Raw genomic sequence first — 13,530 nt, 5'->3', positions numbered from 1 at the left:
GGGCCTAATGGGACTGACTCCGCGAATCAAGCGGCGAATCTCCAAGGATTACTCCGCGGAAGATCGAGAAGCCGTCGAAGAAATCCTTCTTGAACTCATGGGGGACCTGGAGGAAGGGGGCGGTGCTGAGAGGGTTGCAGCCGCTACACTTATTCACGGGCAGGGGCAAGTGGATAGGTTTCTGATTGCAGTTCAGGTAGCCCGTCGAGACTGGCGAGATATCCTGATGAATTCTGGGCTGGAATACGGTGACTGGCCTGAGCGTTTGGAATCAGAATTCGGCACAAACGCCTGATATTACTCCCTTGGCCATTTATGTTGTATTCTGGCGCGATAGCCGGACTTGCTTGCACCGGGTCCGATTCTCGGCCGTCAATCCACCGCCACCGGGACACCTCATCGGTTGACGGCCTGGATCTCCTGGACGACGACATCCTGTGTGGCCCCGAAGGTTCCGTCGGGCAGATCGCCGCCTGAGCCGCCCGTGCCTGCCCAGTGGATTTTCCATGTGAGGGTGGCCTTCAGCGGGTAGGAGCCGTTGCCCGAGGAGCGCAGGTACTTTCACTCCGCAGGGTGGCGTCTCGTCGGCCTTGCCCTTGGCATACGGCTCGCCGATAAGGCCGTGCGTCATCTCGCAGACGCCTGAGGCGGGGTACGTCTCCGCGTCCGAGGTGCCCGGGTCGATCTTCAGGGAAACCGGCTCCGCGGTGGCAGTCGCCGAGATGTTCAGCAGCGGTATGGAAGCTGTCACCGAGACCGGCTTGAACTTCGCACCATCCAGCCACGCCCAGGTCGCAGGTTTACCTTGGTCGTGCCCTCCGGCGCCAAAGTCACGTGCGTGCCGGGCACGCGGATCTCGTTATAGGCCAGTTCCGCGAGGATCTTCGGCGTGACCGCTTGGGGGATGTCAGCCGGTGGCGCGGCACCTTCGTCCACCCAGAAGATCTGCTTCGTGCAATCCAGCGCGCCGGGGTCACCTCCAGGTACGCCTTCAATTGATCGGGCGTGTACTTCGGGGCGTAATAGCAGGCCGGTGGCGTCCATGTGGTCGTGGAGGTCACGGGCCCGGCTGATTGCCCCGAGCTGTTCTTGGAAGTGTCGTAGACAACGGCACCGGCGGTCGCTGAGATCTTCTGGTCTTTCTGATCCGCGTTTACCTGCGTTTCAGTGCCAGTGCCCTTACCGCCGGGGACGATATCGGCCGAGGCCGTCGGACTATGGCTGGCACTGGGCTGCCCCTCTGGCAGAGATGATCTGCGATGTCCTCCAGACTCCGTCGGAGTTCTTGTCGAGCCTGGTGTTGTACAGGACGTAACCGTTTTTCGTGACAGGAGTCTTGGCGATCTTGTGGGTCTTCTCGTCCTTACTGAAGCCCTTGCTTTCGTCGGCGCAGAAGGTAAGGGATGCCGACGTCTTGCTCTTCAGCATCACCTTGCGGTCGTAATAGCGGACCTCACCCGTTATCGTTGCGTCGGCCTTCTGGAACTGGGCCACCCAAGAAAGTGCTGCTTCGAGGGCCTTGCCCGTGTTGTAGTAGGCGAGCGCCTCGCCCTTCGGATCCGTGCCCGTGATCGCCGCATCCACGGCGCGCATACGCTCTGCGCTGTCGGCCAGCGCCGCGTCCTTCACCGGGTCACCTGTGTTCGAGTCTTCGAAGTCCAGCGTCAGATCCGACGGCAACGTGATCTTCGGACGGTTGCTCGCGCTCGATGCCGAAGCGCTCGGCGTGGCTGACAACGAAGCACCCGAGTCCGCCCCGGCGATCTTGTCCTTCGACTTCGACCCGCCTCCGGCGAGGGCGGCGGATCACGTGGGCTCCTGGTGGGACGGTTGAGGTCTGAGAAGCAGCGAATGCGGTATGGGGGCGGCGAGTTGACGCAAAGAGTGAATCGCTCGACTCCCGCGGCGTGCAGCACGCCTAACAGGGCAGACAGAGGCAACCAGCAGGGCTGTTTGGGGCTTTGGTGCCATGCCGTGACATTGCACTGGCCGGCAGAACCGATCGATCCGGCGGTTGGCTCACGCAAAGAGGGCGCAGAGATTCCGTGATCGTAATCCTGAGGCTGAGCCCCGACCGCAGGGCCGCGGCCAGGTCGGCCACACTCGTTGCCGGCCATCGGCATGCAGTTCAGGGCGAATTCGCGGGTCCGGTGCAGGACGCGTCGGTCAGCGGCCCGGCCGTGCGCCCCCGCCCCGGGAGTTGAGGTCCACCAGCAGTAGACGGGGTTGGTAGGGGAGGCGAGCGGGCCGTCCTGGGGGAGGGCGAGGGCGCGGCGCATGAGTGGCTCGCCGACCAGGATGCCGAGCGGGTCGCCGAACACCTTGGCGGCGCGACGCCGCCGAAGATGATCGCGGTCGCCCGGGGTACTTCGTCGCCGGGCACCAGTCGGACGGCCAGGCCTCTGGCGATCGCCCAGAAGCCGCCGATCGCGATACCGATCAGCACCCGGGAGCCGACAAGACGGGGAAGTTCGGGGCCACGGCCGATACGACGAGCTCAAGCTGACGCTCGGCAGCCTGTACCGGACGTCAACCGACAAGCACACGCTGTTCCTGCGCGCTCGACCACTGCCAGGCCACGGAGACCACCCAGGCCGAGCGACTGCTGGCCACCGACGACCGGCCCGTCCCCGACATGCTGTGCGACTGGATGCTCTGGCTGGTGACCTGCCCGCCCGACGACGAACGCGGCTGGGGTTGCTTCGTCGTCAACACGGCCACCCAGCTGGGTACGACGGACGAGCAGATCAGCCTGCGCACCGAGGCCGCCTTCGACGTCACTCGGCAGGCGCTGCGCTCCCTGCTGCTCAAGGGGTGTGGCGCGGGGGAACTGACCGCCGATCTGGACATCGACGGCGCGGTGAGCTGCTGTTCACCGTCGTGCTCGGACTACGTGTGCGGGAATGCGCCAGCCACGACCGAGCACCGCGATGGACGTCGCGAACCAGTCCCTGGACTGCCCTTCGGCGCCTCGATGTCTTGGTGAGGTGGTCGGCACCCGCTCCTCGGTGATCCCGCGTCGTCCGGACTCGGCGAGACGGGGAGCGGGTTGCCGCCTGGGTCGGTCGCGGCCCGCCAACGATCCTCGTACGGCACCTGACGTTCAGTCAATCCTTGGGTTTCCTCACCAGACCCAAGCGTTACCTTGGATGCCATGACCCTCGACGACCTCCGTGTGTTCGTGGCCGTGTGCCGCGCCGGCAGTCTCAGTTCCGTCGCCCGGGACCTCGGCTGCACCCAGTCCGCCGTCAGCCAGCATGTGAAGCGCCTGGAGCGGGAGATCGGGGTGGCGCTGCTGGAACGGCAGCCGCGAGGCGTCATCCCGACTCAGGCCGGGCGCATCCTGGAGGCCGCCGCGGCCGAGGGCATCACCGGCCTCGACCTCGCCGTACGGCAGTTGCGCGATCTCCTCGACGGCCACAGCGGCTACGTCCGTGTCGCCACCGGCGCCACCACCGTCCGGCACTTCATGTCCGACGCCGTGGTCTCCTTCCGCCGCCGCCACCCCGAGGTCAACCTCGAATTCCGCACGGTCAGTTCCGGCCGCAGCAGCTTCGACGCCCTCGCCGACGGCACCCTCGACCTCGCCTGGGTCACCATCGGCCCTCCGGTGCGCGGCATCGAGCAGCGGACGATCGCCGAACTGCCCTGGCTGCTGGCCGTGCGTGCAGACGACCCGCTGGCCGAACGGCCGGATCTCGACCCCGCGGAACTGCTGGACATCCGGCTCATCCGGCTGCCCCCGAACTCCACGTCAGCTGCCCACCTCTACGCGGCGTGTGATGAGTTGGGCGTGCGGTTCGCGTACGACACGAGCGTCGCCGACTGGGATACGGCCCTGCTGCTGGCCGAGTTGGGGGTGGGGCGGGCGGTCGTGCCGGCCGTACCGGGACTCCCAGTGCCGAGGGAGGGCGAGCTGCGGCTCATCCCGTTGCCGGGCCTGCGCCCCCTCCCCGTCGGCTGGGCCGTACGCCGCTGGGACGCCCTCAGCCCTCCGGCGAGGGCCTTCGCGGACACGGTCGCGCAGTTCCGCGGGTCCGCTGCCGCGCGCTGAGCGGGATTTCCGCCCAGACCGTCTTGCCTACGGCACCCTCTCCCTCTCCACCTGGTCCGCGTTCCTCGCGTCGGTACCCGGCGGGGACCGGATCGATAACGTCCGCTCATAGCCTGCTGTTCCACCCTCGCCGAGCTTCACCCGGACGGCGTTCACGCCCCGGGACCCCAGGGGCAGCGATTACATAGCAAGCGTGACGGGCCCAGCCCCGTTCGAGCGACCCCCAGCACCACCCACAAGGCTTTACGGGGAATCCGCACGGGCTTTCGTAATCCCATGGAGTGAACTCCGGGCGCGAATACTGACAGGAGAGCGTCCGTAAGGGTCAACTAGGCTGACCCGCCACGTCGTCCACGACCGGGCCCGCGGACCGGCCCCTTGCTTGTCCGGTCCGCCGCAGCCCCCTGGGTGTGCAGGCTCATCCGTCGGGCCTGCACACCCAGGCCAGCACGGTAGGAGGAACCGTGCTGCCACAGCCAGGGAAACCGAGCAATCCCGCGCATCCCCGGCCTGAGTCACGGGCTACACCGCGGTGTTGGGCGCCACGACCGGCTGGATCGACCCCGTGCCAACCGTGGAATTGCCCACTCCGCTGACGGTCGGAGCGACCTGAGTCACGGGCTTCACCGCGGTGTTGGGTGCCACGCCCGGCTGGACCGTCCCCGTGCCAACCGTGGAATTGCCCACTCCGCTGACGGATGCGCCGCCATGGTTGACGGACGTGCCGCCATGGCTGTGAGCCGAGGCCGAACCGGCTGCCGCCAGCGCGGCGACGGAAGCACCACAGACGGCGACGGCGAGCCGGGAAATCGCGAGAGACATTTATACGCCTTTTCTGGTTATCCAGGGTAAATTGCTTTTTACATATCTCTCAACGAGTTACAAAGTCTGAGGTTACTAACGTTACGTCATATGGCTTCCCCCTCCGGTGCAGGTTGACCGTGCACGTGTCGAGTCGCTGCCGGACGGGCCCTAGGCGGGCTCGGCGGGCTTCTGGGCGAACAGGAACGCCTGCGGGACCTGCGAGACGGATGCGGGGAGGCGTCCGTCGGGTTCGCGAATCGTGCGCGAGCCGAGGGCGAACCCGGCGGCCGTGAGCAGCTCCGCCATCTGCTCCGGGCGCCGGCGAAGGAAGTCCAGCGTCACCGGCCGCCCCCACGGCCGATCGAGGCGGCGCGGCTCCTCGCCGACCTGAAAGGCGAGGAGAAGATGCCCGCCGGGAGTCAGAACTCGGTGGAACTCGCTGAAGAGTGAGGGCAGTTCGTCTTCCGGAGTATGGATGCTGGAGTACCAGGAGACGACACCGGCGAGCGACTCGTCCGCGAGGTCGAGGTCCAGCATCGAGCCCTGCTCGAACCGCAGCTGCGGATTCTCACGCCGGGCGACAGCCAGCATGGAGGCGGACAGATCGATGCCGAAGACGTCGAGGCCGAGGGAGCCGAGATGTGCGGTGACCGCGCCGGGTCCACAGCCGAGGTCGGCCACGGTTCCGGCGGGGCCCACCAGTTCGGCGTACGCCCCGAGCAGCGCCCGCTCCAACGGCTGATCCCCAAGCGGATCCCGGAAATGCGCGGCGTAATCCTCGGCAACGCAGTCATAGAAGACCCGGGTGGCCCCAAGCCCATCAGCAACATCACTCATAATTACCCGACGCTACAACCCCCCGCCGACACCCCGGCCCACTCCCGCCCGAGTCTCCTCGTAGACCACGTGGTACCTGCGCGTGAACCGGTTGAGAGCGGCCGGGTCGAACCGGCCCGCCGTGCTCACCTCGGACCTGTGCTCGATCAGGGCCTCCACCACGCACTCCCAGCCTCCCGGTGAGGAGATCTGGATCACGCGGGGCGGCGGGTTGGAGCCGGGTCGGAGCGCGTGCGGGATGCCGTGCGGCAGCAGGACGAACTGCCCCCTGCCTGCAGTGTGGACGGCTCCGTCGTACTCGATGTCCAGCTCGCCGTCGAGCACATAGATGCACTCGTCGGCCACGTGGTGCGTATGACGCGGGATCGGCTGCGCCACCGTGACCTGCAGCAGCGAGAAGAGCCCGTCGGTGTCGGCGGTGCGGGCCTTGACGCTGAACGCGGGCGGTGTCGCAATCCGGCCCGGCCGCGCCTCGCCTCTGTCCAGAACGAAGAAGCGCAGCTTGTCGCCCCAGTCGTCGGGGCCGCCGTCAGCGAGGTGGTAGCGCACGCCGTACCGTCCGCCCAGCTCGTTGGCCCTCTTCCAGTCGTGCCCTGCCCCCGCCTCGGCGATGTCTTCCAGATGGCGCTCCCAGCCGCCGGGCGTCCACAGGTGCAGGGTGTGTACGGCGGAGTCGTCCGCGCCGAGGCTCTGCAGTGTGTGGGTGACACCGCGGGGCAGCATGGCGCTCATGCCACTGGTGAGGCGGTGGGCCGTGCCGTCGAGTTCGACGCCGATCTCACCGTCGATGACGTAGACGAAATGGTCGAAGGTGTCCTGGACATGGGAGGGGAGGCCGCAGTCCCCGTGGTTCTCGATGAGGGAGAAGCGGCCCTGTGTGTCCTCCACCCCCGCCTTGACCGTCGTCCGCGGAGGCAGGGGGACACGGGTGGCACGCGAGGCGCCCTCGTCCAACAGGAAGAAACGGTCCTTGGTCATCCAGATGTCCCTTTCGTAGTCAGCATGGGCGGCGGGCGGCCTTGCGGGAGGTCGTGGCCAGGGCCGCAGGAACCGTCCTGCCAGTCGGATCAGTACGGGGAAGACGAGGTAGTTGGCCAGCGGCGCGACGACCGCGACGATGACGAGCGTCCGCAGCGGGACGGGCAGGTGTGCCAGCTCGGTGCCGCACACCTCTTGGACGGCCATCAGCATCGGATAGATGGCGACGAAGGTCAGCAGGCTCTGCTTCCAGCGCGGGGGCCGGAGCGGGGTGTCCTCGGGAGCGCGGTCCTGGGCGTGTGTCACGGTCTGGTGTTCCTCGGAGCGGATCCGGAAGCGACGCCGTAGAGGGTCGACCATTGAGCGACGAGGTGGTGTTCGTCGGCGGCATCGAAGGTGTAGGCCGGCGACATGATGGGGCGCGCCTCGTCGACATGGACGAGGACGGCCTGGCGGGCGGGGTATCCAGGGCCGTTGCTTTCCAGCAGCCAGCCGCGGAGCCACTCGTAGGCCGGGTCGCCGGGCCCCCGGAGTTCGGCGGTGCCCTGGAACCCGTAGCCCCGGCGGCGGAGGAAGTCGATGGAGTTGATCGCGACGGGGGAGCCGGCGGCGAGGTGGGAGCTCGTCTGAGGGGGAGGCGATGTCCATGAACACCAGGCGGGTGTCGTCGTAGACCCTCAGGGACGCCTTCGGGGACACATGGGGTGAACCGCCGGGTCCCACCGTGGCGACGAACGACAGGTGCGCGCTCTCCACGATCAGCCGCATGTCGCTGTCGATGAGGGTCATCGGCCTTCCTCCGCGGTGATCGCTGTGGTGAGGCGGGGTTTCGCCGGGGTCGCGAAGGGGCGCTCCACTCCGCGCGCGCGGTCGACGGTGAGCACATATGCGTCAGCGGGTGCGAGGGCCAGGAACAGCGCGAGGCCCGTCGCGCTGAACACCGAGGCGTTGAACGGTGCCTCCGGGCCGGAGAAGATGAACATCGACACCGCGAAGGTGAGCAGTACACCCCCACTGGCCCACGCGGAGATCCTGACCGCCACCCCGGCCAGCAAGGTGACCCCCAGGACCGCCTCGACCGCGGTCGCCGCACCGCCCGCGGCATCGGCGAACCCTCGCGGCAAGTACGGGGCAAGGACGTGGACGTAGGCCAGGTAACGGTCGTAGTCGCCCCATGCGACCTTGCCGGTCCCGGGTGCGCCCCACAGGCCGACCCGGTCGGCGACCGCCGAAAGGAAGCCGATCGACAGGGCGAGGCGCGCGAACAAGACAGCGCTCACCCAGGCCCGCGGGCTCTCACCCGCGCGGTGAACCCGCTGCCGCAGCTCGTTCAACATGGTCACAGGCACCGATGTCCGTTCCTTTCCGCCTGGCGCGGAGCCGGCGAGCAGGCATGCGTGCACGGCCCGTCTGCGGACGGCCGCATCGTGATGGGGTCGACGTCTGTCAGCCGCTTCTGGTCTCGGGGCCAACGCTAAGCGGGAGGCGGTTCCCGGATAGAGTCCACTTCCATGGCTGATTCGGGTACCAGTTTCGGTCCGGAGATCCTGCTCTCGCTGTCGCCACAGGCGGATGCGCCGCTGTGGGTGCAGTTGGAGTCCGCTCTGCGCGATGCCGTCCGCTCCGGACATCTGGCGCCTGGCCAGCGTCTGCCGGCCAGCCGGGTCCTCGCTGCGGATCTGGGGGTGTCCCGACGCCTGGTGGTCGACGTCTACGAGCAGCTCACCGCCGAGGGTTATCTGACCGCCCGCCCGGGCTCCGGCACCTGGGTGTCCGACCTGGCCACCCAGGCGGACTCCGGACGCGCAGCCGCGGATCGACCCGAAACCCACGCTCCGCGCTGGGACATGCGTCCAGGGGTCCCCTCACTCGCCCACTTTCCCCGCCGGCAGTGGCGGCGCGTGTGGCTGTCCGCGCTCTCCGGGGCAGGCGACGCGGACCTCGGATACCCTCACGCGGGCGGCGATCCCCGCCTGCGCGAGGCGGTCGCGGCGTACCTCACCCGGACCCGGGGCGTGGCCGCCACCGCGGAATCCACCCTGATCTGCGCCGGGTTCACCCAAGGGCTGGACCTGCTGTGCCGCACCCTGCGCGCCCGCGGCGCCACCACCGTGGCTCTGGAAGACCCCGGGCTGCCGCACCGGGCCCCCGTCATCCGGCGTGCCGGCCTGACTCCGCTGCCGATACCGGTCGACGCCGACGGGCTGGTCGTCGACGCGCTTCCCGACCGCGGAGTCGACGCCGTTCTGACCACTCCTGCGCACCAGTTCCCGACCGGCGCCGTGCTGGCACCGCACCGTCGTGAGGCGCTGCTCGCCTGGGCGGGGAGGCGCGGCGCCGTCGTACTCGAAGACGACTACGACGGCGAGTTCCGCTTCGACCGCCGGGCGATCGGCGCACTACAGGGACTGGCGCCGGACTGTGTCATCTACCTCGGTTCGACGAGCAAGACCCTCGCCCCGGCCCTGCGCCTGGGCTGGCTCGTCACCCCGTCCGCCTTCGTCGAGGCGCTCATCACCGAAAAGTTTCTGGCCGACCACGGCACCGCCGCGCTGGAGCAGCTAGCCCTCGCCGAGATGATCACCAGCGGTGCCTACGACCGGCACATCCGCCAGAGCCGCACTCGTTACAAACTCCAGCGGGAGGCACTCGAAGCAGCCGTTCGCCGCCACCATCTGCCCCTACGTCTGACCGGCGTTCCGGCGGGAGTGCAGACCCTCGCCACGCTTCCCAAAGGCCTCGATTCAGACAGTCTCGTCCGGCGGGCGGCCGCCATGGGTATCGCCTTCGACTCCGTCACCCGCTACCAACTGGCTCCCGACAGACCGGCCCGTTCCCTGGTCATCGGCTACGGCAACATCACTCCCCACGGCATCGACCAGGCCATGGCAGCCCTCGCCCGCATCATGAAAGCCGGGCCCACCGCGTAGTTTTCGCGGGCGACGTATCGCTTGAGGCATCGCATGATGTCCATCCCGGACAGCCCGCCGCCGTCGCATCGCCACGGCGGGCGAAGTAGTCCGGCCGGTGTGACACCGCCCGCCCGCCCGCCCGTTCGCCGCCGGCCATCACAGGCTCGGCACGTTGCGCTGCCAACGGCACGAGGCGAAGCCCTCCAGCCGGCCAGGGGCCGGCCGCCCACCCGGGGCCGACTTTCGGCACCCCGCCCGGGGCTGACTTTCGGCACCCCGCCCGGGGCTGACTTTCGGCACCCCGCCCGGGGCTGACTTTCGGCACCCCGCCCGGGTCGGCTCCTCGGCACCGTTGGCTGGCCTCTCGGCTTCGCTGGCCCGTCTCTCGGCTTCGTCGGCCCGCTCCTCGGCTTCGTCGGCCCGCTCCTCGGCTTCGCTGGCCCGTCTCTCGGCTTCGTCGGCCCGCTCCTCGGCACCCGCCCGGAGCCGCCCCCGACACTCCCGCGCCCATGGTCTCGACATGCATCCGGACCCGACCCCAGGTACCTAGCCGGGCCCGTCCGGTACTCCCCGCTTGCCCCGGCAGCCGTCCGGTTGCCCCCCGGCCCGGCCACCCGCACCCGGCCACCCGCACCCGGCCACCCGCCACCCGGCCACCCCACACATGCCCCCGATGGGACGTCTCGATGGGACGTCTCGATCAAACGAGTCGGGTGGGTGAGTGGGTGGACAAAGAGGGGGTGAGGAAGGTTTGGGCAGCCGCTGCAACGCCGTAGGTACAAGGCTCAGCCGAGCCCCGCCAGCCGCAGCAGCGCCGTAGTCCCAGCCGCCCCCACGACCACCACCACGAACGGCGCCCTCCGCCACGCCAGCGCCACACCCACCAGCACCCCGGCCGGCCGAGCCCACCCCGCGAAACCCCCGCCCTCGGCCAACGCCCCCGTGGCCAGCAGCGCGACCAGCAACACGACGGCCCCGGCGGAGGCCAGCTCCTCCACCCGGGCCGGTATCTCTACCCGCCCCCGCAGCACCGGCCCCACCAGCCGAAAGGCATACGTCCCCAGCGCCAGCACCAGAATCACGACAACGGTGGCGTTCACGATCCGGCCTCCAGGGACCGTCGGCGGTACAGAAACAGCCCCGCCAGCGCGACCAGCACCGGCACCCCGGGCGGCACCGCGGGCGTCACCGCCAGGGCCAAGGCGCCGCCGGCCACCGCACACCGCCGTACCACCGCGTCCGCCCGCACCGCCGGCAGCACCAGAGCCACCAGCACCGCGGGGAACGCCGCATCCAGCCCGTACCGTGCCGTGTCACCGAGCGCCCGCCCCGCCATGGCCCCGGCCAGCACACCGATGTTCCACACGGCGAACAGACCGAGCCCGGAGATCCAGAACGCCCTCCGCCGTCGTACCGGGTCGGGCTGTGCGAGAGCGAAGGCGACCGTCTCGTCGGTGACCAGGTGCGCGCCGAGGAAGCGGGCCGTACGCCCGGGTCCGAGGATCTCCGCCACGGCCAGACTGAAGGCCGCCGTCCGGGTGTTCAGCAGCAGCCCCGTCGTCGCCGCGGCGGCCGGCCCGCCCCCGGCGATCAGCACACCGACCGCGCTGAACTGGGCCGATCCGGCATACACCACCAGCGACATCAGCACCGGCACCCACACCGGCAGCCCACCGGCGACGGACACGGCACCGAAGGAGACCCCCACGATGCCACTGGCCAGCCAGACCAGCGAGCTGTCACGGACGAGCGAGGCATCACCGGGCGAGGTGATGGTTCGTTGCAGCGAACACATGTTTTCTAGACTGGACATGAAGAGGTCCGTTCGTCAAGGCGAACGAACGTACCGGTGGAGCGAACGAGGACGACATGAGTGACAGATCCACGGCACCCGGCAAGCTCCCGATGGAGTGGATCGCCGCGTCCCTCAAACGGGAACGCACCCGCGCCGGCCTGTCCCTGTCGGAGCTGGCGAAGCGCGCGGGAATCGCGAAGTCCACGCTGTCCCAGCTGGAGGCGGCGAGCGGCAACCCGAGCGTGGAGACGATCTGGGCGCTGGGCGTCGCGCTGGGGGTCCCGTTCAGCGCGCTGGTGGAGCCGCCCACCCCCAGCGTCCGGGTGATCCGCGCCGGCCAGGGCCCGGGGGTCGCCTCCGAGCAGGCCAGCTACGTCGGCACCCTGCTGTCGGCGAGCCCTCCCGGGGCCCGGCGGGACATCTACCAGATCCGCGCCGAACCGGACTCGGTGCGCGCGGCGGAACCGCACAACCCGGGCACGGTGGAGCACCTGATCGTCGCCACGGGCCGGGTGAAGGCGGGACCGGCCGGGGAAGAGGCCGAACTCGGCCCCGGTGATTACATGACCTATCGGGGGGACGTCGCTCACTCGTACGAGGCACTGGCCCCGGACACGACCTTCGTCCTCGTCATGCAGCACACGTAGAGATCGCGGAGAATTCGCCGGGAATTCACACGGGGAGCCGCGACGGAAAGGGAAAGGCAGGAGCCCCGTCGCCGGAACGGCGCGGGGCTCCTTGGGTACTGCACTCAGGTTCTGCGATCAGGCAGTGATCAGGCGGGGGTGACGTTCTCCGCCTGCGGACCCTTCGGGCCCTGCGTCACGTCGAAGGTGACCTGCTGGTTCTCTTCGAGCGAGCGGAAGCCGTTCGCGTTGATCGCGGAGTAGTGAACGAAGACGTCGGGGCCGCCGCCCTCCTGGGCGATGAAGCCAAAGCCCTTTTCGGCGTTGAACCACTTCACGGTTCCGGTAGCCATAAGCCCTCCTTGGGCTCAAAAGGGTTGCCCTGCTCCAGAACCTGCAAGTGCGAAACGGTGCTGCACAACTGCATTCGTCTGAAAACGACGAGAGCCCGCGGTCACATGCTCCGCAGGCTCTGTACTGCAAGGGAAACCAAACTGCAACTTGCGGCGAGCCTAGCACGCGGGCAGCCGAAAGCAATAGAGGCCAAGATCACTTCACCCGGATGTTTGAACGGCCGTTGGTCCATTTGACGGCGGGGGCGGTCCCGGCACCGTACCGCACGGGGTCTAGTCTCGCGATGTGGACCTTCCCCGCACCCGGCCGCGCGTCGGCCACATCCAGTTCCTGAACTGCCTGCCCCTCTACTGGGGGCTCGCGAGAACCGGCACCCTCCTCGACTTCGAGCTGACCAAGGACACCCCGGACAAGCTCAACGAGATGCTGGTCCAGGGCGAGCTCGACATCGCGCCCATCACCCTGGTCGAGTTCCTCAAGCACACGGACGAACTGGTCGCCTTCCCCGACATCGCCGTCGGCTGCGACGGCCCGGTGATGTCCTGCGTGATCGTCTCGCAGCTCCCGCTCGACCGGCTGGACGGCGCCAAGGTCGCCCTCGGCTCGACCTCCCGCACCTCGGTCCGGCTCGCCCAGCTCCTGCTCGCCGAGCGTTACGACGTCCAGCCCGACTACTACACCTCCGCACCCGACCTCAGCCTGATGATGCAGGAGGCCGACGCCGGCGTCCTCATCGGCGACGCCGCCCTGCGCGCCAACCTCCACGACGGGCCGCGCTACGGCCTCGACGTCCATGACCTCGGCGCGCTGTGGAAGGAGTGGACGGGCCTGCCGTTCGTCTTCGCGGTGTGGGCCGTACGCCGGGAGTACCTGGAGCGCGAACCGGTCCTCACCCGCAAGATCCACGAGGCCTTCCTCGAATCCCGCAACCTCTCCCTGGAGGAGGTCGGCAAGGTCGCCGAGCAGGCGGCCCGCTGGGAGGCCTTCGACGAGTCGACCCTGGCGCAGTACTTCACCACCCTCGACTTCAGCTTCGGCACCCCGCAGCTGGCGGCCGTCGCCGAGTTCGCCCGCCGCGTCGGCCCGACGACCGGCTTCCCGGCGGACGTGAAGGTGGACCTGCTGCAGCCGTGAGCCCACGTCACTAGGCTTCTGCCAGGCATAAGTCGG

14 protein-coding genes and 1 pseudogene are annotated in these 13,530 nt (G+C 68.7%); 6 read left to right on the top strand and 9 right to left on the bottom strand.

Going from position 1 to position 13,530, the window contains the following annotated elements; all coding sequences use genetic code 11:
• Positions 1 to 7: 7 nt before the first annotated feature.
• Positions 8 to 295, top strand: a complete 288-nt coding sequence (locus tag M878_RS94360) for a hypothetical protein (RefSeq protein ID WP_078630621.1) — start codon at positions 8 to 10, stop codon at positions 293 to 295.
• Positions 296 to 396: 101 nt separating this feature from the next.
• On the opposite strand, the pseudogene M878_RS94355 reads toward M878_RS94360, so the two are convergent.
• Positions 397 to 1,196, bottom strand: a pseudogene (locus tag M878_RS94355) (hypothetical protein).
• A 19-nt stretch (positions 1,197 to 1,215) separates the two neighbouring features.
• Positions 1,216 to 1,737 (bottom strand): hypothetical protein, encoded by a 522-nt coding sequence (locus M878_RS48055; protein ID WP_245238113.1) that lies wholly within the window; start codon positions 1,735 to 1,737, stop codon positions 1,216 to 1,218.
• 898 nt (positions 1,738 to 2,635) lie between these two features.
• Between M878_RS48055 and M878_RS92245 the strand changes: the two genes are divergently transcribed.
• Positions 2,636 to 2,986, top strand: coding sequence for a TetR family transcriptional regulator C-terminal domain-containing protein (locus tag M878_RS92245; protein ID WP_023547530.1), 351 nt, complete (start codon positions 2,636 to 2,638; stop codon positions 2,984 to 2,986).
• A gap of 168 nt (positions 2,987 to 3,154) precedes the next feature.
• The gene (locus tag M878_RS66575; protein WP_023547529.1) at positions 3,155 to 4,054 is read left to right on the top strand and encodes a LysR family transcriptional regulator; all 900 of its coding nucleotides are present in this window, start codon (positions 3,155 to 3,157) and stop codon (positions 4,052 to 4,054) included.
• A gap of 972 nt (positions 4,055 to 5,026) precedes the next feature.
• On the opposite strand, the gene M878_RS66570 is transcribed toward M878_RS66575, so the two are convergent.
• The 3 genes from M878_RS66570 to M878_RS66560 form a co-directional block, all read right to left on the bottom strand.
• Positions 5,027 to 5,695: a class I SAM-dependent methyltransferase gene (locus M878_RS66570; RefSeq protein ID WP_031225108.1), complete on the bottom strand. Its 669-nt coding sequence runs from the start codon at positions 5,693 to 5,695 to the stop codon at positions 5,027 to 5,029.
• A 12-nt stretch (positions 5,696 to 5,707) separates the two neighbouring features.
• Entirely contained in the window at positions 5,708 to 6,979 is a 1,272-nt protein-coding gene (locus M878_RS94350) for a cupin domain-containing protein (RefSeq protein WP_245238111.1), read from the bottom strand.
• Between the two features lie 479 nt (positions 6,980 to 7,458).
• The gene (locus tag M878_RS66560; RefSeq protein ID WP_023547526.1) at positions 7,459 to 8,016 is read right to left on the bottom strand and encodes a hypothetical protein; all 558 of its coding nucleotides are present in this window, start codon (positions 8,014 to 8,016) and stop codon (positions 7,459 to 7,461) included.
• 168 nt (positions 8,017 to 8,184) lie between these two features.
• On the opposite strand from M878_RS66560, the gene pdxR reads away from it, so the two are divergent.
• Complete coding sequence (gene pdxR / locus M878_RS66555) at positions 8,185 to 9,603, top strand: MocR-like pyridoxine biosynthesis transcription factor PdxR (protein WP_023547525.1); 1,419 nt, start codon at positions 8,185 to 8,187, stop codon at positions 9,601 to 9,603.
• A 138-nt stretch (positions 9,604 to 9,741) separates the two neighbouring features.
• Here the strand turns inward: pdxR and M878_RS000000101840 are convergent, their stop codons facing one another.
• From M878_RS000000101840 to M878_RS66545, 3 genes are all read right to left on the bottom strand, one after another.
• Positions 9,742 to 10,107: an alanine-zipper protein gene (locus M878_RS000000101840; RefSeq protein ID WP_106962723.1), complete on the bottom strand. Its 366-nt coding sequence runs from the start codon at positions 10,105 to 10,107 to the stop codon at positions 9,742 to 9,744.
• Positions 10,108 to 10,370: 263 nt separating this feature from the next.
• The gene (locus M878_RS66550) at positions 10,371 to 10,685 is read right to left on the bottom strand and encodes an AzlD domain-containing protein (RefSeq protein ID WP_023547524.1); all 315 of its coding nucleotides are present in this window, start codon (positions 10,683 to 10,685) and stop codon (positions 10,371 to 10,373) included.
• Positions 10,682 to 11,380 (bottom strand): AzlC family ABC transporter permease, encoded by a 699-nt coding sequence (locus M878_RS66545; RefSeq protein WP_023547523.1) that lies wholly within the window; start codon positions 11,378 to 11,380, stop codon positions 10,682 to 10,684. The genes M878_RS66550 and M878_RS66545 overlap by 4 nt, the downstream gene beginning before the upstream one ends.
• A 74-nt stretch (positions 11,381 to 11,454) precedes the next feature.
• On the opposite strand from M878_RS66545, the gene M878_RS66540 reads away from it, so the two are divergent.
• Positions 11,455 to 12,027: a helix-turn-helix domain-containing protein gene (locus M878_RS66540; protein WP_031225105.1), complete on the top strand. Its 573-nt coding sequence runs from the start codon at positions 11,455 to 11,457 to the stop codon at positions 12,025 to 12,027.
• Positions 12,028 to 12,155: 128 nt separating this feature from the next.
• Here the strand turns inward: M878_RS66540 and M878_RS66535 are convergent, their stop codons facing one another.
• Complete coding sequence (locus M878_RS66535) at positions 12,156 to 12,359, bottom strand: cold-shock protein (protein ID WP_023547521.1); 204 nt, start codon at positions 12,357 to 12,359, stop codon at positions 12,156 to 12,158.
• A gap of 286 nt (positions 12,360 to 12,645) precedes the next feature.
• On the opposite strand from M878_RS66535, the gene M878_RS66530 reads away from it, so the two are divergent.
• Positions 12,646 to 13,494: a menaquinone biosynthetic enzyme MqnA/MqnD family protein gene (locus tag M878_RS66530; protein WP_023547520.1), complete on the top strand. Its 849-nt coding sequence runs from the start codon at positions 12,646 to 12,648 to the stop codon at positions 13,492 to 13,494.
• The last annotated feature ends 36 nt before the right edge of the window (positions 13,495 to 13,530 follow it).

It is taken from the genome of Streptomyces roseochromogenus subsp. oscitans DS 12.976, from assembly GCF_000497445.1.
Taxonomy (GTDB): Bacteria; Actinomycetota; Actinomycetes; order Streptomycetales; family Streptomycetaceae; genus Streptomyces; species Streptomyces oscitans.
The sequence above is the reverse complement of the archived record's forward strand: the minus strand, read 5'-3'. Positions and strand labels throughout refer to the sequence as shown.

Coding starts and splice junctions, on each gene's coding strand:
- M878_RS94360 (WP_078630621.1), top strand. CDS start 8: ATGGGACTGACTCCGCGAATCAAGCGGCGAATCTCCAAGGATTACTCC.
- M878_RS92245 (WP_023547530.1), top strand. CDS start 2,636: ATGCTGTGCGACTGGATGCTCTGGCTGGTGACCTGCCCGCCCGACGAC.
- M878_RS66575 (WP_023547529.1), top strand. CDS start 3,155: ATGACCCTCGACGACCTCCGTGTGTTCGTGGCCGTGTGCCGCGCCGGC.
- M878_RS66570 (WP_031225108.1), bottom strand. CDS start 5,695: ATGAGTGATGTTGCTGATGGGCTTGGGGCCACCCGGGTCTTCTATGAC.
- pdxR (WP_023547525.1), top strand. CDS start 8,185: ATGGCTGATTCGGGTACCAGTTTCGGTCCGGAGATCCTGCTCTCGCTG.
- M878_RS000000101840 (WP_106962723.1), bottom strand. CDS start 10,107: ATGTCGAGACCATGGGCGCGGGAGTGTCGGGGGCGGCTCCGGGCGGGT.
- M878_RS66545 (WP_023547523.1), bottom strand. CDS start 11,380: ATGTGTTCGCTGCAACGAACCATCACCTCGCCCGGTGATGCCTCGCTC.
- M878_RS66540 (WP_031225105.1), top strand. CDS start 11,455: ATGAGTGACAGATCCACGGCACCCGGCAAGCTCCCGATGGAGTGGATC.
- M878_RS66535 (WP_023547521.1), bottom strand. CDS start 12,359: ATGGCTACCGGAACCGTGAAGTGGTTCAACGCCGAAAAGGGCTTTGGC.